Here is a 23,187-nt window from a genome sequence, read left to right as displayed (position 1 = left end):
TGGTATGAATAGGCGATCCAGTTCATAAGCTTGTTAAAAACTTAATTATAAGGAGATGTGAATGTTATGAATCAGACTATGAACACCCGCTCGCCGGAACGACATGCACTGACAAACTTTAGCGCAAGCAACCTGGTGAAAAGCGATTTTGCAGACGTTACGGCCCATAAAGGACAGTTTAAAGGCAGCGCATTGCACGGCTCCGACTTTTCGGGCGCAGATTTGACCGGCAGTACGTTTAACAGCAGTGATGTACGGGAAGCCAATTTTGATGGCGCCAATCTGACGGACTGCAGCCTATCCACGCTTGACCTGACGAATGCAAGCTTCAATAAGACGATCCTGGTACGAACGAATTTCAGCAAGTCTGAGCTTCACGGAGCCAAATTCACAGGAGTAAGACTGACCGACGTCACGTTAACGATGACCGATCTTAGAAACACGATGTTTGAAGATTGCTTATTTGATGGGGTTGACTTCAAGGACTCCGATCTGAGCGGGAAACGTTTGGACGGACAGACGTTTATCGGCGTCAAGTTTGAGAAAGCTGCGTTAACCGACGTTTCGTTCAAGGGCGCTACTCTTCATCATGTTTCTTTCCATCCGGGGTTTACATTGACTAAAAAGTACTATCGTATGATCAAAACCATCTGCTTTGACGGTGCAACGATGGATAAATTAACCTTTGCTCTACTGAAAGGCATGGATGCTGATTTGTCAAAAGTTACGGTCATTTAAGGAAGGGGATCCGATGCCAAGCTTGCAGGAAAGCGATAAGCGAGGAGAGATTTTGGAGTTTAAACAATAGGACTGAAAAAAAAGTAAAGTGAGGGAAACTTAATGATAAAGATGATGGAACAAAAGAGTGGAGGCTTCTCCGAAACAGGGCTGCGCAGAATGCGCGACGTGCTGGCAAGACATGTCGATTCCGGGAAGATTCCAGGGCTCGTCGCCCTAGTCAGCCGGAACGGGGAGACGCACGTCGAAGCGATCGGCACGATGCGCCATGACGGTGGCGCGCCGTTGCGCCAGAACACGATATTCCGGATGGCGTCCACTTCCAAGATGGTCGGGGCCGCCCCGGTGATGATCCTGCTCGATGAGTGTAAGCTGCATCTCGACGACCCAGTAGACACATGGCTGCCCGAACTTGCCAACCGGCAAGTGCTGAAACGACCCGACGGCCCGCTGGACGACACGGTGCCTGCGCGACGGCCGATCACCGTGCGGGACCTGTTGACTTCTACGTTCGGACTCGGAGTGGATATGACGCTAATGGGCTCAGCGATCCAAAACGCGATCTTCGAGAATGGATTATTTGATACGCCAGGGCAGGAGATGCCTGAGCCGGATGAATGGATGCGCCGCCTGGGTACGCTCCCGCTATGCTACCAGCCCGGAGAGCGGTGGCAGTACCACATGAGCAACGAAGTGCTCGGCGTACTCGTTGCCAGGGTCACGGGTCAGACATTCGAGACGTTCCTGCGCGAACGCATCTTTGAACCGCTGGGGATGAAGGATACCGGCTTCTACGTGCCCGAAGGCAAGATTGATCGGCTGCCGCCTGCCTACGTCCCTGATCCGCAGACCGGAGAGTTCATCGTGTGGGACGAAGCGGCAGGCGGACGCTACAGTAAGCCTCCGGCATTTCAAGCCGGAGGTGGTGGGTTGCTCTCAACCGTTGACGATTACCACGCGTTTTTACGTATGCTACTGAACCAAGGGATGCACGGGACCGAACGGATCCTGTCCCGGCCCGCCGTCCAGTTGATGACAACGAACCGTCTTACGCCCGAGCAACAAGCATTCCGGGACGACCTGGCCAAAAACAATGTCCATTTGTCGCATGGCCAAGGGCAGCACGGCGGCTGGGGCTTCGGGATGGCCGTACGCACCTACCGCGGTGACTACGCGTCCATCGGCCAGTTCGGCTGGGACGGCGGGAGCGGTACCTCGGCATACGCCGACCCGGACAAACAGCTCATCGGAATCCTGCTCACCCAGGTCGGGATGTCCACTCCGGATTCGGCGCATCTTATCCACGACTTCTGGACCATGGTCTATCAGGCTATCGAAGACTGATACCGAACCCGCGCATGGTACGTCGGATATCAACCCACTTCAGCCGCCGAACCGTCGGACGCTTCCGCCATTGGTCTTGGTCCTGATTGCCAAGGGTGGCAGAGTATTTATCACTGTTTTTGATGCGTTACTTGCAAGTTGCCTTCGGTACTTCCGTAGACTCTAGTGGTTTTAAGTAAATCAGGATTAAGTTACAAGAAGCTATAACGTTCTTTCTTCCTGCGTCAAAACAGACCGATATCTATATTGAATCGGTCTGTTTTTCGATATCACCAATGTTATCATTCTTATTGATCCACGCTGCAGGTGGTGTCAGCTTTGCTGGTATCACCACAAGTTGTTAAAATTTCAGGAAAATTTCAAATCGCAAGGGGGCTGCAAGGCGAGATTCGGGTCATAGTAGTCAAAATGATGACAACGAACCTCTCGAAGATTTAATATAGGTTTAGGAGCGTGAATAATAGATGACCTATGAAGAAATCATGGAAGCATTGGCTGGCATGGGCAGTGAGCAGACGAAAAGCACTTATATTCGCCATGGTGCGAAAGAGCCGTTCTTTGGCGTCAAAATCGGGGACATGAAGAGGCTCGTTAAGCATGTGAAAAAAGACCAAGCACTCGCTCTGCAGTTGTATGATTCCGGCAACTATGATGCGATGTACCTGGCGGGGCTCAGCATCAATCCGAAGACGATCACCAAAGAACAGTTGCAGCATTGGGTGGAGGGAGCCAATTGGCATTCGCCAGCCGAGTATACGGTAGCGAGAGTGGCCGCAGAAAGTCCGTATGCGCATGACCTGGCGGTGGAGTGGATTGATTCGCCGGAGGAACTGGTCGCTGTGAGCGGATGGAGCACTTATGCTAATTATGTATCGGTTGCGCCAGACGAAGCGCTCGACATGGAGGAGATACGCAGTTATTTGTTTAGAGTGCGCGACACCATCCACGGCGAGCGCAACTGGGTCCGATATGTTATGAATACTTTCGTTATTTCGGTCGGCGCATACGTCGAGGCATTAACGGAGGAAGCGAAGGCTGTCGCAGAGGAGGTCGGCAAAGTGCAGGTGGATGTCGGCAATACGGCATGCAAAGTCCCGCTTGCAACGGAATATATCGGCAAGATCGAGGCGATGGGCCGAATCGGCAGCAAGAAAAAGACCTGCATTTGCTAACCGCATTAGCGGAGGCCGAGGCGGTCTAAGCTGTAGAGTTCCGATCATAGTGTGGCTGGCAAAGAAGCAGTGTCCGGTAACGAGAGGAAAACCACTCCACCATGGGGAATCGCGACTACGGTATATTTCGATTATCATGTTCATGTCATTTATGTTATTAAGTGTCGGGTAACAAAAACATAGTAATATAAGCAGCCGCTGAATGCGGCTTTTTATATTTATGATTACATCGAGGGCGGCAGACGAGCCGATTGAATTTGTCGCAGATCACTTAAACCCTGGATGAGTGGAGGAATGGAATGAACATTTGGTTATTGCTTGCCATTTCCGTTGTGGTTCTTGTCATTGAATGTACAATAGATCATCGAGAAACGTCCGGAAGCGGGACTTCCGGAACTTGAAAGTATGGAAAAGCTGAAGTGAACTGCTGACAAGTTATTTTCCCTGATGAGAAATCAGATGACAGCAGAGAGCGGATTAGTTGATCTTTACGTTCAGAAGAGGGGGCCGGGAAAGTCGTTCAGACGTGCGATGACGCCGATTTGACCGACATGGTACGATTCATGATCGAAAACATGATGGAAAATCCATCGCAGAGTCGGCGCCGAAGGCGGTTCCCAACCGTCTGAAAAACGAGGGAGCTGTAAGGCTGGTGCATACTCATCGTAAACCATGGAATTGAGCTTGAGGTCCGTTTGGCTTCGAATGTCGATATAGGCCTGTAAAACTTGCTGCGAGTTCTCCAAAGTCTGGGAGAGTTGACGCGTTCCCTTAAAACTATTAGGAGGCGACCATCTTCCGATATTCGTTCGCGCTTACGCCGGTATAGGATTTAAATCGCTTATAGAACCAGTCGATTTCCGTATAGCCCACCTCATACGCAATTTCGTAAACCTTGAGATCCGTTTGCTCCAGCAATATTTTCGCTCTTTCCATGCGCTGGATGAGCAAATATTCGTTAAAACTCATATTTTCATGGTTCTTGAACTTTTGACCAAGATAGGAGCGGTTGAAATGGAATTTGCTCGAAATGTCTTTGAGCGTAATATTTTCGTGCAGCTTTTTCCCCACATATTCCTTGACTCTGTGAATTACGTCATCCTCAGTGCGGCGTTGGTTCGCGTTAACAGCAGCTACGCTCTTCACCAGTTCCTCAGCCGGCAACGTGCTCGGTACGTAATCGCTTACCTGCAGCTGCAGCGCTTTGCGGATGAAGGCAAATTCCATGGTATCCTCGATAACAATGATGGGCAATCGGCTTATCCCCCGGATCCGACCGCACAGCTCCAGCCCTTTCTTGGGGCTGCCGTTCATGTTGATAACCGCCAGTGAATAGCCGTTCTCCTCAATCAGATGCAGCGATGCCTCAGAATCATCATCACAGATTTCCATGTTCATCCCACATTTGCCCCAATCCTGCAGGCGAAGCATGTCATCGGAGCAGCAGCCCAGATTGATATACAATAACTTAGACATGATGACTCCCTCCCCGTATATTGCGAAAAGCGGAATATCATTCAAAAATGTTTACGCTTTCATTATGTTGCCCCGATCCCGTTCTTCACAATGTGCTTTTCTTTGCATAGCTAGCCGTTCTTTACTTCTTTCATAGCTGGGTTATAAAGATCGGTGAACATGCCGCAGAACAAGCTGGCTATCTAGCGTTTCACAGGTTGAACATCCCGATTTCCCCAGGTTGTTGCATGGAAATGTAAGCGCTAAACTTTGGATGAATATGGACCAAACATCAATCGTTGAGGGGGATTAAAGATGCGTGTTCGCAAATTAATGGTTCTGTTATTAGGATTGGCGCTGCTGCTTGCAGCCTGCAGCGGAGGCTCAGGCAGCCCAAGCAGCGGCAACCAAGAAACCGTGGAATCGGAGACGAATAGCGGCACTGAAAACGAGACGTCGAAGGGAACGGACGAGACCGAAAACAGCGGCGAGGAAGAAGTCTACAGAACGCCGGATATGGATTTTGATTTAGGCGGCAAGACCATCAAAATCGTCTCTTGGTGGGATATGACGATTCCGGAGGATACCCCGGACAATATCGAGCGCAAGAAGAACCTTGAAGACCTGATGAAAAAGCATAATTTTAAAGTGGAGTACGTGGCGATCGATTATGGCGAGTACCAAGAGAAAGTTACCGCTTCCCTGATAGCCGGTGAGCCGATCGGCGATATCGTTCGACTTGGCAAAACCTATACGGTGCCTACCTTGGTTAAACAGGATCTGCTTTGGCCGATCGACGAATACACCCAAAACCCCATCGCCTTTAATCAAAAGGTTACGAAGGAATACTACACGTATAAAGGCAGGGGGTACGGATTTACCGAAAACCAAGCAAATCTGGTTCAAGGCATCTTTTACAATCGTACACTTATGAACCAGCTTGGCTTAAAGCCGCTTCAAGAGTACGTGAACGAAGATAACTGGAACTGGGAAACATTCATCCAAGTGGCTAAGGAAGCCAACAAAGATACGAACAACGATGGCAAGCTGGACACTTGGGGGCTAGCAAATTCCTCGCTCATGGACCATGCCTTGTATTCCAACAATACGGGGCTGACCAAAGAAGATAAGCAAAATCTCGATGATCCTGCAACATTGGATGCACTTCAATTCATTTCTCGTATTGCCATCGAGAAAATAGCAAGACCGACCGAGGGCGGCGACTGGACGGAGCCAGGGCAATTTTTTCGTCAAGGCAATACATTAATGTACGCCGGTGCCCTCTATGAGATGAGCGGCTTGCAGACGGATATGCCGGATTACGACATAGGTTTCGTACCTTTTCCAAAAGGGCCGAACGCAACGGAATACCACTCTGCCGAAGCACTCTTCCAGGCGCTTACAATTCCGAAAGCAGTCGAAAATCCGGAACAGTTGCTGTATATCTGGGAGAAAATCAACGACATTGATTCCGTATACGATTATCCGGACCAAGGCTCATACGAAACGATATTCTCGAATGAAGACGACTTGAATAACGCCAAAATGGTGGCGCCAAACATGATGATTCTTGACCACCATACATTCCCGAATTTGAAGTACTACGATTTCGTCGGGGAGCTGAATGAAGGGATATCCGTTTCCACCGTTGTTGAGAAGTATAAGTCAACGTTTCAAGCGGCCATCGACGAAGTATATGGTCCTTGACCTTGAATATTAGCCGAAGACCGATCGTCCCTGCGGAGCTCATTGCTGCGGCAGGGGCGGTCATTGGATGGATTAACCGTGTGGGAGGGAGAGAAATTGAACACCAGGAACAAGCGTTTCGGCAGCGCCATACTTGTCATCGTCCTATTTTTTTTGTCTCTATGGGCCTTCTACCCTTCGAAATCGACAAACCAAGGCACCGTTCAAGCGACCGCCGACTTTGAAGCGATCATGGAAACGGAAGGGCAGGACGGGTACAGCCAGTATTTAGACGCCCATGCATCGGCAAATCGTCCGGACCGCATTGTCCGCATCGAAGGCGAGTCTTTTGTATCAACCGCTGGGAAGGGATTCGAGATCGCGGAGAAATTACACGGCTCCGAAGGCAAATCCGTGATCACGCCAGAGGCAGGTTCCATCACATGGGACGTGAACGTGGAAGAACCGGGCTTATACCATATACGGATCCGATATTATCCTATTGAAGGTAAGAGTTCGGCGATCGAAAGACAGTTCTCTATCAATGACGAGGTGCCTTTCAAAGGTGCGGATATCGTGTTATTCGACAGGGTATGGGGAAATCGGGACGAAGAAATCAGGCAGGATAACCGGGGAAACGATCTGCGGCCAAGGCAGGTCGAAAAGCCTTCATGGCAGCTTGCGCCGCTCTCCGATCGGTATGGCTATTATGATGAGCCGTATTCCTTTTATTTTGACAAGGGCAAGCAAAAGCTTACGCTAACGTCCTTGCGGGAGCCGATGGCCATTGATTATATCGAGCTCTATCAGGATCATGCCTTGAGAACGTACGAGGAGCTGGCGAATGAATATGAGTCCGAGGGCTTGGAACCGAGCCGGGATCAGTACATTCTGATCCAAGCGGAGGACGCCAAGCGGAAATCGTCGCCGACCTTGTATCCAACATCCGACAGATCCAGCCCGACCGTGGTGCCTTACGACGTTTCCAAAATCAGAGTCAACACCATCGGAGGCGTCAACTGGAAGCTGCCGGGGCAATGGATCGAATGGGAGTTCGAGGTGGAAGAAGACGGATTATACCAAATCGCCTTAAAGCAAAAGCAGGACCAGCTCCGCGGCGTCTTCGCCACCCGCAGCCTTATGATTGACGGGGAGTTTCCTTTTCAGGAAATGAAACGAATCCGCTTTCATTACGACCGCGATTGGCAGATGAATGTGCTGGGCGAGGAAGAGCCTTATCTATTCCATTTCACCAAAGGCACGCACCGGGTCCGAATGATGGTGTCTCTTGGCGAGATCGCACCGCTCTTGCAGACGATTGAATCCAGCGTGCTGGAACTGAATGAAATGTACCGGAAAATATTGATGATCACCTCCAATACGCCGGATCCGTTCCGCGATTATCAATTGGAGAAGCGGATTCCGGATATGGTGGAGGTGTTCGCCGAGCAGGCCGAAATCATTCAGAGCGTGGCCGATTACCTGGAAGAGGCTACGGGCGAGCGCAGCGACAAGGTAGCTGTCCTGCATTCGATGGTGCACCAGCTGAACGAGCTTGCCGAAAATCCCGAAACCGTCGCGAAGCGCTTGGATACGTATAAAGTGAACGTAGGCAGTCTGGGAACCTGGATGCTGCAGATTAAAGAGCAGCCCATCTCGCTCGATTACCTTATCATTCACTCGCCGGATCGCAAGCTGCCCAAACCGGACGCGTCGTTTCTCGAAATAACGGGCCATGAGTTAGGCGCTTACGTGGCTTCATACACGGAAGACTATGACACGATCGGCAACGCCGGCGATGAAGAAGACGCCTTTACCGTTTGGGTAACGACCGGACGCGATCAGGCCCAAGTACTGAAAGCATTGATCGACGACACGTTTACGCCTGAATCGGGCATTCCGGTGCATCTCCGGCTTGTTCCGGGAAATATCCTTCTGCCAGCTACGCTTGCCGGAGAGGGTCCGGATGTCGCGATGCAAATCGGCGAGGATGTGCCGGTCAACTACGCGATGAGGGGCGCTGCGGCCGATTTGACGAAATTCGATGATTTCGAGCAGGTGGTTACCCGGTTTCGCGACAGCGGGCTGGAGCCTTATAAGTATAACGGCGGAGTATACGCCTTGCCTGAGCAGCAAACCTTCCCGATGTTGTTCTATCGGAAAGATATTTTGGAGGAACTTGGTTTAAAGCCGCCCGCGACCTGGCAAGAAATCTATGACATGATTTCCGTGCTTCAGAAGCACAACATGGAATTTTATTTGCCGCTGGAAGCCACTAATGCAAGCCTGGTCCCGAATGCCACGTTCGCGATGCTGCTGTACCAGAACGGCGGGCAGTTCTACCGCGATAACGATACGAAGAGCGCGCTCGATTCCGACATCTCCATGGAAGCCTTCAAGAAGTGGACGCAGTTCTATACCAGCTACAAGTTCCCGCTTCAAGCGGATTTTCCGAACCGTTTCCGGACCGGAGAGATGCCGATCGGGATTGCGGATTACACGACGTACAACATGCTGACGGTTATGGCCCCCGAGATTAAGGGACTGTGGGATTTCACGATCGTGCCGGGCACTGAACGCGGGGACGGCACCGTAAACCACGAGGTTGCCAGCCATACGACCGCCGTCATGCTGCTTCAGAATTCGAAGAGCAAAGAGGCCGCTTGGGAATTTCTGAAGTGGTGGACCGGCAAGGATACGCAAATTGCGTATGGACGAGAGATGGAAGGCTTGATGGGTGAGGCGGCCCGCTATCCGACGGCCAACATCGAAGCGCTGGAGGAGCTGCCATGGCCGGTGAAGGATTACCGGAATTTGAATAACCAATGGAGATGGGTGCGAGGCATTCCGCAAGTGCCAGGAGGATATTTCACGGGCAGGCATTTGGACAATGCGTTTAGAAAAGTGGTGAATGCCAGCGAAAATCCGCGAGAAGCCTTATCCGATTATATTCTGTACATTAACGATGAAATTGAGATCAAGCGGAAGGAGTTCAATTTGCCCATATTAACAGGGGAGGTGCGGTAGTCGATGCAACCAGGAATTCAAACCGTGAAGAGCCCCAAATCGAATGTGCAGAGGAACAGCCGTAGGGTCTCCTTCATAAATGAGTTAAAACGCAGCAAGCATTACTATTTGCTGATGAGTCCGTATATGATTATTTTCTTTCTGTTTACGGTTATTCCGGTGGTTTTTTCCTTTGCCCTAAGCTTCTTTTACTTTAACATGCTGGAATTTCCGAGGTTCGTCGGTTGGCAAAACTATTCGAGACTATTTCTGAATGACGATATCTTTATGATCGCCTTGAAAAACACCCTGATGTTTGCAGTCGTAACCGGTCCTGTCAGTTATATCGCCTGCTTTGTATTTGCATGGATCATCAATGAACTGTCGCCCAAAGTGCGGGCGTTCATGACGCTGGTCTTTTATGCGCCTTCCATATCGGGAAACGTTTATTTCATTTGGCTCATCATCTTTTCCGGTGACAGCTACGGGTATTTAAACGGATTTCTTATGAAAGCAGGCTTTATCTTGGAACCGATTCAATGGCTTCTGAATGAAAACTATATTCTATGGATCGTGATTATCGTACAGCTTTGGCTCAGCCTGGGCACCAGCTTTCTGGCTTTTATCGCCGGTCTGCAAACGATCGACAAGTCACTGATCGAAGCCGGGGCGATGGACGGCATTAAAAATCGTTGGCAGGAGCTCTGGTATATTACGCTGCCGTCCATGAGGCCGCAGCTGATGTTCGGGGCCGTCATGCAGATTACAACCGCATTCGCGGTCGCGGATATCTCCATCGCGCTCGCCGGGTTTCCGAGCGTTAACTATGCGGCGCACACGATCGTAACCCATCTGATGGATTTCGGCACGATCCGCTTTGAACTCGGCTACGCATCAGCCATTGCGACGTTCCTGTTCCTGCTGATGGTAGGGACCAACAAGTTAACGCAAAAAATGTTGAGAAAGATAGGTGAGTAACGTTGGCTGCGAAAATGATTCGATATTTCCGGCTGCCGAGAACGCTGAACCGTTCTTTGCCCGTTAGCATTTTGCTGTTTGCGCTGCTCGCCTTGTTCGGAGCCTTCATGGCATTGCCCTTGATTTACGCGGTGAACAACGCATTCAAGCCGCTGGACGAATTGTTCATTTTCCCTCCGCGGTTTTTCGTAAACAATCCGACGATGGATAATTTCCTGGACTTGATGGTGTTAATGGGGAATTCCTGGGTACCCTTATCGCGCTATTTTGCAAACACGCTATTGATCACCATCATTGGAACGGCCGGACATATTCTGCTGGCGTCCGCGGCAGCCTATCCGCTAGCCAAATACCGGTTTCCCGGCTCGAAAGCGTTGTTCTCCATCGTGGTGCTCGCCCTGATGTTTTCGCCTCATGTAACGGCGATCCCGAACTATATGGTCATGTCTTGGCTGGGGTGGATCAATACGCATGCCTCCATCATCGTGCCTTCCTTGGCTTTTCCGCTCGGGCTGTTCCTGATGAAGCAGTTTATGGAGCAAATTCCCGACGCGCTGCTCGAGGCGGCCAAAATTGACGGGGCCAGCGAGTATCGGATTTACTGGTCCATTGTGATGCCGAACGTGAAGCCTGCCTGGCTGACGCTTATGATTTTGCAATTTCCCGCGCTTTGGGGCAGCGACGGCGGCAGCTTTATATACAGCGAGCATCTGAAGACGTTACACTTCGCGCTGGGACAGATCACGGAAGGCGGAATCGCAAGAGCCGGCGTTGGCGCGGCCGTTGCTTTGCTCCTGATGATCGTTCCCATCACGCTCTTTATCATCTCCCAGAGCAGCGTCATGCAGACGATGGCCACTTCAGGGATGAAGGACTAGAAAGGAGGCATGACCAGATTGATCAACAGCTTGCGCAAACTGAAAACGCCTCTCCTCATCTTGATCTGCTGCTTATTGGGGGTTGGCGCAGGAACGGGGAACGTAAGCGCCGAGAGCGCCGCGGACTCCTACAATTATTCCTATTGGGGCGATGCCGTCGCAGCGCCGGCCGCTTATGTAGCGACCGAATGGATCAGCGGCTCGGACCTGGGGACGGGGGCTTTCCAAGAGCCGAGTGATCTCCACGTCGCCGCCGACAATCGCGTATACGTACTGGATTCAGGCAACAATCGGATCGTTGTGCTGGACCATGATCTAAAGCTGGTAACCACCGTGGATTCCTTCACGAGAGAGGGCAAGCCGGATACATTCCTTCAACCGCAAGGGATTTTCGTGACGGATGACGGCGATGTGCTTGTAGCGGACACGGGTAACAAGCGGGTGGTTCACTTAGATGCGGATTTTCAGCTGGTCAAGATCATCGATTCACCGGAGTCGGAACTATTGCAAGATTCGTTTAAATTCGAACCCGTGCGGGTCGTAATGGACCATGCGCAGCGAATTTATGTCATGGCTGTCGGCGTGTTTGACGGGTTCATGGAATTCAACGCCGAAGGGGCGTTTACTACTTTCATTGGCGCGAATCGCGTTTATATCGATCCGATCGAATATTTCTGGAAGCAGGTGTCGACCAAAGCGCAGCGCAGCCAGATGGTCATGTTTACGCCTACGGAGTTTACGAATCTGGATATTGACTCGGAAGGATTTATCTATGCCACTAACGGAGACCAGTGGGGGAACAACATTAAGAAGCTTAACGCGCAAGGCAGCGATATTTTACGAAGAACAGGGTATTCCGACCCGCAGGGCGACATTCTTTACATCAGCAGCGAAGGTCCTTCTAAGCTGATCGATATCGATGTTACAGACAGCGAGATTTACTCTGTTCTCGATGGCAAGCGAGGGCGGGTGTTCACTTACAACGGGGACGGTCATCTGATGTACGTATTCGGCGGGCTGGGGAACCAATTGGGCCAGTTTCATACGCCGGCCGCCATCGATCGAATCGGCGAGGATTTTCTTGTGCTGGATAAAGCGCTGGGCGAAATCACAGTATTCCGAACGACCGAGTACGGGCGAACGCTGAATGAAGCAGTCAATAGCTATTACCGTGGCGAGGAAGAAACCGCTTTTGCGTTGTTTAATCGAACGATCGCCATGAATGCCAATCTGGATTTTGCCTATGCGGGGATCGGTAAAGCCTTGCTTCGTCAAGGCGATTATAAGGACGCCATGAAGCATTTTAAACGCAGTTTGGATCAGAAAAACTATTCCAAAGCATTCCTGCTATATCGAAAAGAAGTCATGAGAGAGCATTTTCCGTTGATCATGACCGTGCTGTTCTTAGCCGGAATCGGTATTTTTGTTGCGGCAAGGCTTCGGAAAGCGAAGGAACGAAGAAAGGGGGCTTCCGCATGAGCAGGGATTGGATTCGATTCCCCCTAAATCTCATGGTTCATCCCTTTGAAGGCTATTGGGACCTGAAATACGATCGCAACCGAAAATTCACGTTGATCATTTCATTTTGCGTATTGTTCCTGGTGGCCGTTACGAACATTTTGGGGAGCCAGTACAGCGGTTTTCTAGTCCATGTGTACAATCCAGAGACCATGAATAGCTTCATGGAAATCGTGTATGTGATCGTGCCGGTATTGTTCTGGTGCGTGGCCAACTGGTCGCTTACGACCTTGATGGACGGAGAAGGCAAATTCGTCGAAATTTTCACGTCGACCTGCTTTGCGCTTCTGCCGCTCGTGATCATTCAATTTCCATGGATTTGGCTCAGCAATCTCGTTTCGCTGCAAGAGACCGCCTTCTATTATTTTTCCAACTCCGTTGCGGTTCTTTGGTTCGTATATCTGCTGTTTATCGGCAATATGACCGTACATCAGTTTTCCCCGTCCAAAACGATCGGAATTATGATGCTGACCCTGGTCGCCATGGGGTTCATGGCTTTTATCAGTTTGCTGTTTTTCAGCTTGGTCCAACAGATCGTGGCCTTTATATCCGTCATCTATCAAGAATTCGTCATGAGAACTTAAGGAGGAGGAAAAATGGGCAATTTCGCTAGATATATGCTGCTTGCTGCCAGTGTACTGACAGCGCTGATCATGGCCGGATGCACGGATAAAGGACCCGATGAGGCAGCTGGCGATCAAGTCAACAGGCTCACCGAAACGTTTAAACCCGATTCAACTCTTAAGGCGTCGTTCGCCAATCCAAGAGTCCAAGGCATGAAAGGCATCGCCGAGAACGATCAACTGCAGCTGCTAGCGGACGATCAGACGGGGGCGATCGCCGTCGTGCATAAAGCGAGCAGGGAAGTTTGGCACAGCAATCCTCCCGGGCGTGAGTCGGATCCGCTGGCTGCAGGCGTGAACAAGAGTTTGTTGTCCTCTCAGTTGAAGCTTGATTTTTATAATAGTTTCGGACAAATAAACTCCGTCAATTCGCACGCCGATAGCGTGGCTTATAAACAAATCGGCATGGAGGAAATCGCAAATGGCGTTCGCGTAAACTACCGGTTCGGCTCGGACAAGAAAACAATCGACGACATGCCCAAGAAGATCAGCAATTCGCGCTTCGAGCAGAACCTGTTAAGCAAGCTGGACAGCACGGGCCAGCGAACGCTGAAAATCGCGTACACCGAGGATGCGGAACAGGGGATGTATGTCCGGTCCGACGGCGCGCTTAAAGGCCTTCAGCTGGAGCGGGCGCTTAAAGCCTTTGAGGATGCCGGGTATACCGAAGAAGATTTGCTGGTCGACATTGAGGAAAACCATTTGGATCAGACCAAGCCTGAACCGCGGGTATTTCATGCTTCGGTTGAATACACGCTGGACGGCGACAGTCTGCTCGCCAAGATCCCGGTTTCCAGCATCGATTTCCCGGCTGAATATCCGGTGAACACCATATCGTTCCTGAGTTTCTTCGGTGCCGGGGGAACGGAAGAAAAAGGCTCGATCTTCATTCCGGACGGATCGGGGGCTCTGATCCATTTTAATAACGGCAAGACCCGGTATCCAGCCTACCAACAGAACGTGTACGGAACGGACCGAACCGTGAGCCGCATCGAAACGGCAGAAATCAGCCAGGAAATCAGGCTGCCGGTGTTCGGAATCATCCGTCAAGCCGGGGCATTTATCGGCATCATCGAGGAAGGGGCTCCGGCCGCGACAATCAATGCCGACGTTAGCGGCAGACTGAACAGCTATAACTACGTTTACCCGACGTTCACGGTGATCAACAAAGGCGACTTAAGCCTGGATGCGAACGGTCAGCAGCGCTCGCTTCCGAAATTTCAAGAAGCTCCGATGCGAAGCGATTTTACGGTCCGATATGCCTTCGTGGGCAAGCAGTCGGCTTCCTATCAAGGACTTGCTGCCTATTACAGGAAATATTTGGAGCAGTATGGCGGTCTTCCCGCAATTGCCGAGTGGAACAGGGAGAATATGCCGTTCTATCTGGAGCTCGTAGGCAGCATTTATAAGAAAAAGCATTTTGCAGGAATTCCCTATCGGGCGCTGGAGCCGCTCACGACCTTTGAACAAGCGCAAAGTATTCTGACAGACATGAGCCAGCGTGGAATCCATGACATCAAATTGAAATATAGCGGCTGGTTCAACAAGGGGCTGGCTCATGAGGTACCTGGCAGCGTCTCCGTTGACCAGCAGGTAGGGGGAGAGAAGGGACTTCGGCGTCTGTTATCCTATGCAAACGAGAATGGGGTAACGCTATATCCGGATGTCGCCATCCTTACCGCATTGTCCGGTTCCGGGTTCAACGAAACGAAGGAGGCGGCCAGAACGCTCCGAGGCGTCCCCGCAGAGCTCTATTCATTCAATCCGGCATTGAATCGCCGGGATCGGACCGGTTCGCCGACCTATGTCATATCGCCGCGGTTTATAGGTAGTTACACGGAAGCTTTCTTAAAGGACTATGGCAAATACGGCGCAAATGCCGTTTCGCTGAGTGATCTGGCCGCCGAGCTCGATAGCGATTTTCGCAAGCACCGCCAAATTGACCGAACGGAGTCCGAGCAGCTGTCTCAGGATGCGCTGAACAAGATTGAAGATGCCAATCTTCAGGTCATGGCTGACGGAGGAAATGCTTATGCGCTGCCTTTCTTAACCGATATCACCCACGCGCCCATGGCAAGCAGCAGGTTTAAAATCGAGGACGCGGAAATCCCGTTCTATCAAATGGTCGTCCGCGGTTATATCGATTACACAGGCTCACCCTACAATCTGACTGCGTATACCGATCCCAAACCGTATATATTGAAGTGTTTGGAGTACGGTTCCAGCGTGTACTTCCAATGGATCTATGAACCGAATCACAACATAAAGGACACAGCGCATAACGACTTGTTCTCCGCCAATTACGAGATATGGATCGATGAAGCCGCCCGTATCTATGAGGAAGTGAATGCTTTTCTGAAAAAGGTTCGCCATGATCGGATCATCGGACATGACGAATTGGCTGACGGCGTATTCAAGACGATATATGAGAGCGGCGTTTATGTCATCGTGAATTATAATCATGTACCGGTGACGATTGACGATCTAACCATTGAAGCCGAAAGCTATGTGACAGGTGGTGAAGCGCCGTGAAATTCATAACCCAGCGATTGGGGGGAAAGCAAAGGAGCTATGGGAAACAGAAGGCTTTATGGGGCATTGCTTATGTTATGCCTTGGCTTCTCGGCTTTATATTTTTCTTCCTGATCCCTTTGCTGACTTCCCTGATCTACAGTTTTAGCACTGTAACCGCGAATTCCGAAGGAATCGGCATTACCCTAATGGGGATGAAAAATTATGTGACCGCCTTTACGGTCAACACCAGCTTTAATCGAATGCTGACCGAAGCGATTGTTAATATGGTGGTAAACGTGCCCCTGATCGTTATTTTCAGCCTCTTTCTGGCTGTTGTCCTGAATCAGAAATTCCTTGGCCGTTCCTTTGCCAGATCGATATTCTTCCTGCCTGTCATTCTTGCTTCCGGGGTCATACTGACCCTGGAAAGCAGCAGCCTCGTTCAGGCGATCAATGATCAGAATGCCGGTTCCGGAGGGCTGATCAACGCTTTGGGAAGCTTTGAGCTCGAGCGATTAATGCTTCATGCCGGCGTAAGCGAGACCATCGTAAACTATTTAACGGGAGCCGTGGATCGTATTTATGATATTGTAAGCCAATCCGGCGTACAGATTCTCATATTCCTGGCTGGCATCCAGACGATATCTCCCCAGCTGTATGAAGCGTCCAAGATGGAAGGGGCAACGGGTTACGAAGCCTTCTGGAAAATCACGTTTCCGATGGTTAGCCCGCTAATCCTGGTCAATATGATTTATACGATTATCGACTCGTTCTCCCGAAATGAGCTGACAGAGTTAATCCGTACCACGGGCTTCGTTCAGTTCGATTTCGGCCTTAGCTCAGCGATGGCCTGGATTTATTTCTTAGCCATTACTATCATCCTATTAATCAGCGCATATTTGGTATCCAGAAAGGTCTTTTACCATGAATAGAAGAAGGTGAATGCAATGCCGGTATCTCGGTTGCTATCGCTCGAACATTGGAAACGATGGCTCTGGTCTTTCATACGTTTAACATTGATCGCAGGCCTGTCCTTTGTCATTCTGTATCCGATTCTGCAAAAAATCTCGACGGCCGTCAAAGACAAGGCCGATCTTTATTCACCGGTCGTCGTATGGATTCCGGAAAATTTTACGATGAGCAATTTCCTTGATGCCATCCGCATTATGGATTACTGGGAAACGCTCTTCAACACGTTTGCGCTGTCGGCGACGACGACGGTCTTGACAGCCGCTTCTTGCGCGCTTGCGGGATACGGCTTTGCCCGTTTGAAGTTCAAGGGCAGCCAATTTATGTTCGCTTGCGTTATCCTGACGATACTGGTGCCCCCAACCACGATTCTCATTCCCATATACTTGAATCTGAAAGATTTTACGCTGATGGGCTTGATCCCGCTCATAACCGGGAAATCCGTCAATCTGTTAAACAGCTATTGGCCGTTCATTCTGACTTCGCTGACGGCCAATTCCCTCAAAGCCGGTTTGTACATTTTTATATTCCGACAATTTTTCCGCGGCATTCCGAAAGAAGTGGAAGAGGCCGCTTATATCGACGGCGCGGGCGTCGGAACCACCTTTACCCGCATCATGATGCCGAACGCGATTCCTGCCGTCATTACCACGACGTTGTTCTCCTTCGTCTGGCAATGGAACGACAGCTTCTACACGACGACGTATCTGACTTCAAGCAAGGTCATGTCCACCCAGCTTTCATCGCTGCCGTACAATCTGTCCGTCATGCTGGGCGGCGATCCGTCGAAGGCAGACCCTTTTTATTTGAGTATGGTGCAGGATACCGGCATCTTGCTGGCCATCCTTCCGTTGATCGTCATTTATTTGTTCGTCCAGCGATACTTCGTGGAAAGTATCGAGCGTACCGGTATCGTAGGCTAACATTTCAAGATGAAAACCGCCACCCCGAATCTAGGGGATGGCGGTTTTTGCTTGCATGCAGCAACAAGTAAATAACGGGATAGAAAGTAAAAAAATGTTTATTGTGGGCCGGGTCCTTTAAAGTATAATAATACAATTAATCGATAGGAAAGGGTGTTATCTGTTGCTGATCATCGTAAAGAACTTATCCAAGGTCATGCTAAGCGCTTTACTGTTTGGTTCAACACTGGCGTCTTGTCACCAAAGCAGCGGTATCGACCACAATCGGGGGCCGGAAACACGCGGGGAGGGCGTATACAACGATAAGTCATTAAGCGCTTATCATCCGCCGATCGAAGTCACGCTTGTTAGAGAAATCGGCGACGGCTTGGAAGATATTCTGAAGGCATTGCCTGATGAAACGCTGGAGGACAATCGCTGGAGTCAGTTGTACGAACAAGTTCTTGGCATTCAAATCAAATACAAATGGGCTGTGAGAAGCGAACAATACCACAAAAAGCTGGATATTATGCTGGCTTCAGGGGACATTCCGGATATCGTCAAGGTCAATGCCCAGCAGCTCAGGCAATTAAGTCATGCCGGTCTGATCCAGGATCTGACGCAGGCTTATGAGGAATATGCTTCAGCGTTGACTCGGCAAGTTCATCGTCAGGAAGGGAGCGGCACCCTGGAATCCGGCATAATCGGTGACAAGCTGATGGGCATACCAGAGACCGATTCCTCTATCGAAAAGGCGATGTTTCTGTGGATTCGAACGGATTGGCTGGACCGATTGGAGCTGTTGCCTCCGCAAACGATGGATGATGTCCTGGTAATTTCGAAAGCGTTTACAGAACAGGATCCCGACGGAAATGGCCAACAGGACACCTATGGAATAGCGGCTACCCAATATTTGTGGGACCCCGTCATGGGTTTAACCGGATTCATGGCCGGTTATGGAGCTTACCCGAACATATGGCTTGAAGACGAGAGCGGCAAACTCGTATACGGAGGCATTCAGCCCGAAGTGAAACAGGCACTCAAAGCGCTTCAGGATATGTATCGCAACCATGAAATCGAGAGTGAATTCATTTTTAAAAACGGAAGCAAAGCCAAACAGCTCATAGCCGATGGGAAGATCGGAATGGCCTATGGAGAGCAATGGGGAGCGTTCTTGTTTCAATCCAGCCGAAGCGGCGATTCGGATGCAGAGTGGCAGGCTTTTCCCATTGTTACTGACTCCGGCAAGGCGCCAAAGGTTCCGCTTAAATTTACCACAAGTTCTTTTTACGCCGTAAGAAAGGATTTTGCTCACCCGGAAGCGATTCTGAAATTGTTCAATTTGCATCTTGAAAAAAATTGGGGCAAAACGGCCGAGTACGGGACTTACTACAACGATTCCTCGCCCGTGTGGGGTCTATCTCCCGTGACTCCTTTCCCTGCTGATAAAAACCTCGAAGCCTACCGGCAAATCGCCGAAGCGCGTCGACAAGGCTCGACGTCACAGTTACAAGGTGAGTCCGGATTCATTCAAGACCGAATCGATCGGTATATGGATAAGAAAGAAGACAGCGAATCCGACTGGGGATGGGAAAAAATCTACGGGTCATCCGGTGCGATGAGTATCCTGGACCAATACGAGAAAAACGATCAGTTGTTATTCGATGCATTTGCCGGCGCTCCGACCGAAACCATGATCGAAAGAAGAAACATTCTGGACAATCTTCAGCATGATTACTTCGTTAATATCATCCTCGGCGAACCCGTTGACCAATTCGACCGGTTTGTCGAGGAATGGTATCGGCTTGGCGGCGCGGATATTACGGCCGAAGTGAATCAATGGCATGAGGAAAAGAAAGGCCGTCCATAGAACCATGAGCCCCGCAAGCATGATTGGCTTCAAAGGCCATCAGGCGGATAATCATCAAGTATATTCACACGCATCGGAGGAGTTTAATTGCTTAAGTTACCCGTGAATTCCATTCGTAATACCATCTTTATTCGATTGGTTGCTACCTATCTATTCGTTATTCTTCCGCTTATCATTCTCGGTGTTTATCTGTATAACTGGAGTTACCAATACGCTAGCCAGGAAATATCCAAAAATTCGCAAGCGCAGCTTTCGGCTTACCTGGACGGGTTGAACCGGGAAATCGAATGGTTGGAAATTCAGCAATACGATATTTTGCAGGACGGGGAACTCAACAAAATGGCGCTGACATGGGAGATGATGAGCACGGTCGATAGAAAAGCAAGCCTCCATTATTTGCTGCCTCGACTGGTCTCCATCAAAAACAGCAGTGTCTACATAAAAGATGTATTCGTTCATATCCGCGGCATGGATAAAACGATTTCAGCCATGACCGGGATGAACCCATTCGACTCGAGACGGTATAACAATGTCCAAGCAGGAAAGGCGCGCGGCAATGCGAGACTCTTGCAGATCGACGATACGCTCCATCTTGTAGCGGCTAAATACGGAGCTAGAAAAGGGGAAGAGCCGTTCCTGATCGTTCAGATCGAACTGGATCCGAGCAAACTCAGGGAATCCTTGATGCAAATCAGCGTATATCCGGAAAGCGGGGCTTTTATCGTCTCCGAGCCGTCCGGATTTGCTCTGGCCAGCCATGAGGAGGCGGATCGTTTAATGGGAGGGGCCGTGCAGGCCATCCAAAATGCGAATCGCCAACTGATAACGATCGGTACAGGCAGGTATCTGATTGATAAGGCGTATTCCGACAAGCTGAAATTATCCGTGTTCACCTACTTGCCTACCAAGGTGGTGAAGCGGCCGCTAAGTAAATTTTATGTCTGGGCCTGGCTGTTTGCAGGCACGACGCTCTTAGCCATCGCCATCTATGCCGTATCGACATACAAGCTGGTTCATAAACCGCTGCTCCTGCTTGTCCAAAGCTTCAGGAAAATGGAAGATGGCATGTTTAATATCCGGATCAGGCACGGACAAAGGGATGAGTTCGGCTATTTATACGATCGATTCAATCATATGCTTATCAAGCTGCAGCATTTGATTGATCAGGATTTCAGGCATAAGCTCATGATGCAAAGGGCGGAGCTGAAACAGCTCCAATCCCAGATCAATCCCCACTTTTTATATAATAGCTTCTTCATCTTGAGCTCCCTGGCCAAAACGGGGGATGTCGCGCAAATCGAGTTGTTCACGAACATGCTTGGAGAATATTTTCGATTCATTACCCGCAATGATGCGGACAACGTTCCATTGCTGGAAGAGACGAGGCATTCCCGCATTTATACCGAGATTCAAAAGCTCAGATTCTCAAGGCGGATCCGCGTTCAATTCGGGGAGCTGCCGAAGGATATGGAGACCATCAAGGTGCCGCGATTGATCATTCAGCCTATTATCGAAAACGCCTATGAGCACAGTCTCGAAAAAATGCAGGATGAAGGTTTGCTGCATGTAGCGTTTCATTTGGATAATGACGAAGCCTCCATCGTCATTGAAGAAAATGGGAGCGGGTTGACGAATAACGAAATCGAAGCGCTAAACAGGCGGCTTGAACGGACATCCGAATCCGCTGAATCCCCTGAAGTGACCGGCCTTATCAACATCCATCGGCGAATTGCCTTAACGTACGGGGAAAGCAGCGGATTAGTTTTTTCAAGAAGTCCATTGAATGGATTGCGAGTCCAGATTCGAATCAGGCTGACGGAGGGGAATGGACATGTATAGACTGTTGGTCGTCGACGATGAAGAGATTATTACGAACAGTTTGTTCGAAGTATTTCATCAATGGATGCCCGAAAAGCTTGATGTTTGCCGGGCCTACTCCGGCAAGGAAGCGCTGAATTGGATGTCGCGCACGAGAATCGACATCGTTCTGACGGACATACGCATGCCGGGCATGAGCGGATTGGAATTGACGGAGAGCATTCGCGCTCTTTGGCCAAGGTGCAGAATTATCTTTCTGACCGGGTACAGTAATTTCGATTACGCTTATCAAGCGATCCAGATGCCCAATATTCGCTATTTGTTGAAGACGGAAGGTTTCGATAAGGTCATGGAGGTCGTGAAGGAAGTTATCCATGAAATCGAGAGCGGCAACCGCATGAAAGAATGGCTCAAGCAATCTCGCATGCAGATCGAAGCGCTGGAGTGGATGGAGCAGGGGGAGTACTTCCGGCAATTCGTAGCGGACAGCAGCTTGCTTGGAGCGGATAACGAAGCGATGATTGACGATTTCCAAACCTTGAACATTGGGCTGGATCCTAAACTTCCTGTACTGTTAGCTCTTGGCCGCGTAGCGTATTCAGCAGGCAAAGCATATACAGAAAAGAAAAATGGCCATCGATCGGTAAGATGGATATGGAATTCTTTTATGGAGGAGCATGTCCGCAGCATCGGCGTCGTGGACAAACACGGGGATTTATTATGGTTGCTCCAGCCGCGGTCCGAGAACCCAACCGGGGATCGTCTGGTTCTTTATTTGGAGGGTACGCTTGAACTCATCCAGGAAGCCTGCCTTGATTCTCTTGAACTTACCGTATCATTCACCATAAGCGGCTTCCCGTGCCGGTGGGAGGATGTGACACCACAGTATGAACGGCTGCGAAGGCTGCAGCAGCTAAAGATGGGCGACGGAATTCCGATGATTCTGAAGGATCAAACCGACTCTGACAAATCGCCGTACTGCAAGGAAGGAGTGGAGGCGAGTCATAAGGCGGACATCTTGGAAGCACATTTGGAGGCCGGAAGGGAAAATGAATTCATGTGTGAATTGGAGCAGTTGTCGGAATTCGTGCTGAACGTAGACGATCTTCATCAGCACGCTGCCCAAGCTTATTATTCTATTGCGCTGGTGCTGTATGCGAAGCTGACCCGGCTAGGTCTTCAGGATCCTACCGGTGAACGGGGAAAGCTGCTGGACTTGGAAGGCCATGATTCCATGAAGGAAGCTTTTCGGTATTTGAGGCGAACGGCCGAAGACATCTTCGCTTTCAAACGAATGGATGAACGAGGCAAAACGGCGCATGTCATTGATCGGGTATGTCAATATATCGAGGAGCATTTGGATCAGGACGTGACCCTTGTGCATCTTGCCGAACGATATTATTTCAATCCGTCCTATCTATCGCGCTTGTTTAAGCAAGAACGGGGAATCAACATCTCCGAATATATCGAAAAATGCCGAATCCGAAGAGCCAAGGAGCTGCTTAAGGAAGGGGATTTGAAGGTAAGGGACGTGGCTCCTCTTGTCGGATACGATGCAGCCCATTCCTTCACCCGCTTCTTCAAAAAGGCGACGGGGTTAACGCCGCAGGAGTACCGGGACAATCTCGTGAATTAGGCCGGCCACCTACCATTAGTCCGGTGTTTTCAGATGGAATGTCGGGTTGTTGCCTTGCTTAGCAAGCGGTACACTTTTTA

The 23,187-nt window shown here is 50.1% G+C and carries 16 protein-coding genes; 15 read left to right on the top strand and 1 reads right to left on the bottom strand.

Translation table 11 applies throughout. The features are described 5' to 3' along the window. The first annotated feature begins 66 nt into the window (after positions 1-66). From OHJ21_RS08695 to OHJ21_RS08685, 3 genes are all read left to right on the top strand, one after another. Positions 67-738, top strand: a complete 672-nt coding sequence (locus tag OHJ21_RS08695; RefSeq protein ID WP_486019834.1) for a pentapeptide repeat-containing protein — start codon at positions 67-69, stop codon at positions 736-738. A 114-nt stretch (positions 739-852) separates the two neighbouring features. Beyond that, the gene (locus OHJ21_RS08690) at positions 853-2,082 is read left to right on the top strand and encodes a serine hydrolase domain-containing protein (protein ID WP_486021016.1); all 1,230 of its coding nucleotides are present in this window, start codon (positions 853-855) and stop codon (positions 2,080-2,082) included. Positions 2,083-2,546: 464 nt separating this feature from the next. Beyond that, entirely contained in the window at positions 2,547-3,254 is a 708-nt protein-coding gene (locus OHJ21_RS08685) for a DNA alkylation repair protein (RefSeq protein ID WP_100537286.1), read from the top strand. Positions 3,255-4,034: 780 nt separating this feature from the next. Here OHJ21_RS08685 and OHJ21_RS08680 read toward each other — a convergent pair. Then, complete coding sequence (locus OHJ21_RS08680; RefSeq protein WP_100537285.1) at positions 4,035-4,730, bottom strand: helix-turn-helix domain-containing protein; 696 nt, start codon at positions 4,728-4,730, stop codon at positions 4,035-4,037. A gap of 294 nt (positions 4,731-5,024) precedes the next feature. Between OHJ21_RS08680 and OHJ21_RS08675 the strand changes: the two genes are divergently transcribed. From OHJ21_RS08675 to OHJ21_RS08620, 12 genes are all read left to right on the top strand, one after another. Continuing rightward, positions 5,025-6,416, top strand: coding sequence for an ABC transporter substrate-binding protein (locus OHJ21_RS08675; protein WP_486019832.1), 1,392 nt, complete (start codon positions 5,025-5,027; stop codon positions 6,414-6,416). A gap of 96 nt (positions 6,417-6,512) precedes the next feature. Continuing rightward, positions 6,513-9,422: an extracellular solute-binding protein gene (locus OHJ21_RS08670; RefSeq protein WP_486019831.1), complete on the top strand. Its 2,910-nt coding sequence runs from the start codon at positions 6,513-6,515 to the stop codon at positions 9,420-9,422. Positions 9,423-9,425: 3 nt separating this feature from the next. Further along, positions 9,426-10,379 (top strand): carbohydrate ABC transporter permease, encoded by a 954-nt coding sequence (locus OHJ21_RS08665; protein ID WP_100537282.1) that lies wholly within the window; start codon positions 9,426-9,428, stop codon positions 10,377-10,379. A gap of 14 nt (positions 10,380-10,393) precedes the next feature. Continuing rightward, positions 10,394-11,257, top strand: a complete 864-nt coding sequence (locus OHJ21_RS08660; protein WP_175495229.1) for a carbohydrate ABC transporter permease — start codon at positions 10,394-10,396, stop codon at positions 11,255-11,257. Between the two features lie 18 nt (positions 11,258-11,275). Beyond that, positions 11,276-12,736 carry a hypothetical protein gene (locus tag OHJ21_RS08655; RefSeq protein WP_100537280.1) on the top strand — a complete coding sequence of 487 codons (1,461 nt, stop codon included), beginning with the start codon at positions 11,276-11,278 and terminating at the stop codon, positions 12,734-12,736. Continuing rightward, complete coding sequence (locus OHJ21_RS08650) at positions 12,733-13,359, top strand: Yip1 family protein (protein ID WP_096773856.1); 627 nt, start codon at positions 12,733-12,735, stop codon at positions 13,357-13,359. The genes OHJ21_RS08655 and OHJ21_RS08650 overlap by 4 nt, the downstream gene beginning before the upstream one ends. A 12-nt stretch (positions 13,360-13,371) precedes the next feature. Further along, entirely contained in the window at positions 13,372-15,930 is a 2,559-nt protein-coding gene (locus tag OHJ21_RS08645) for a DUF5696 domain-containing protein (RefSeq protein ID WP_486019830.1), read from the top strand. Further along, positions 15,927-16,844 carry a carbohydrate ABC transporter permease gene (locus OHJ21_RS08640; protein WP_486019829.1) on the top strand — a complete coding sequence of 306 codons (918 nt, stop codon included), beginning with the start codon at positions 15,927-15,929 and terminating at the stop codon, positions 16,842-16,844. The genes OHJ21_RS08645 and OHJ21_RS08640 overlap by 4 nt, the downstream gene beginning before the upstream one ends. A gap of 15 nt (positions 16,845-16,859) precedes the next feature. After that, a complete protein-coding gene (locus tag OHJ21_RS08635) occupies positions 16,860-17,804 on the top strand; it encodes a carbohydrate ABC transporter permease (protein ID WP_326113598.1) in 945 nt (314 codons plus the stop codon). Positions 17,805-18,000: 196 nt separating this feature from the next. Then, on the top strand, positions 18,001-19,653 hold the full coding sequence (locus OHJ21_RS08630; RefSeq protein WP_411829514.1) for an extracellular solute-binding protein: 1,653 nt from the start codon (positions 18,001-18,003) through the stop codon (positions 19,651-19,653). Between the two features lie 87 nt (positions 19,654-19,740). Continuing rightward, positions 19,741-21,492, top strand: coding sequence for a sensor histidine kinase (locus OHJ21_RS08625; RefSeq protein WP_326118730.1), 1,752 nt, complete (start codon positions 19,741-19,743; stop codon positions 21,490-21,492). Continuing rightward, entirely contained in the window at positions 21,485-23,107 is a 1,623-nt protein-coding gene (locus OHJ21_RS08620) for a response regulator transcription factor (protein ID WP_486019828.1), read from the top strand. Before OHJ21_RS08625 ends, OHJ21_RS08620 begins: the two co-directional genes overlap by 8 nt. Positions 23,108-23,187: the final 80 nt, after the last annotated feature.

It is taken from the genome of Virgibacillus sp. LDC1 (assembly GCF_025792345.1).
GTDB lineage: Bacteria > Bacillota > Bacilli > Paenibacillales > Paenibacillaceae > Paenibacillus_AQ > Paenibacillus_AQ lautus.
The sequence above is the reverse complement of the archived record's forward strand: the minus strand, read 5'-3'. Positions and strand labels throughout refer to the sequence as shown.

Coding starts and splice junctions, on each gene's coding strand:
- OHJ21_RS08695 (WP_486019834.1), top strand. CDS start 67: ATGAATCAGACTATGAACACCCGCTCGCCGGAACGACATGCACTGACA.
- OHJ21_RS08690 (WP_486021016.1), top strand. CDS start 853: ATGGAACAAAAGAGTGGAGGCTTCTCCGAAACAGGGCTGCGCAGAATG.
- OHJ21_RS08685 (WP_100537286.1), top strand. CDS start 2,547: ATGACCTATGAAGAAATCATGGAAGCATTGGCTGGCATGGGCAGTGAG.
- OHJ21_RS08680 (WP_100537285.1), bottom strand. CDS start 4,730: ATGTCTAAGTTATTGTATATCAATCTGGGCTGCTGCTCCGATGACATG.
- OHJ21_RS08675 (WP_486019832.1), top strand. CDS start 5,025: ATGCGTGTTCGCAAATTAATGGTTCTGTTATTAGGATTGGCGCTGCTG.
- OHJ21_RS08665 (WP_100537282.1), top strand. CDS start 9,426: ATGCAACCAGGAATTCAAACCGTGAAGAGCCCCAAATCGAATGTGCAG.
- OHJ21_RS08660 (WP_175495229.1), top strand. CDS start 10,394: ATGATTCGATATTTCCGGCTGCCGAGAACGCTGAACCGTTCTTTGCCC.
- OHJ21_RS08650 (WP_096773856.1), top strand. CDS start 12,733: ATGAGCAGGGATTGGATTCGATTCCCCCTAAATCTCATGGTTCATCCC.
- OHJ21_RS08645 (WP_486019830.1), top strand. CDS start 13,372: ATGGGCAATTTCGCTAGATATATGCTGCTTGCTGCCAGTGTACTGACA.
- OHJ21_RS08635 (WP_326113598.1), top strand. CDS start 16,860: ATGCCGGTATCTCGGTTGCTATCGCTCGAACATTGGAAACGATGGCTC.
- OHJ21_RS08630 (WP_411829514.1), top strand. CDS start 18,001: ATGCTAAGCGCTTTACTGTTTGGTTCAACACTGGCGTCTTGTCACCAA.
- OHJ21_RS08620 (WP_486019828.1), top strand. CDS start 21,485: ATGTATAGACTGTTGGTCGTCGACGATGAAGAGATTATTACGAACAGT.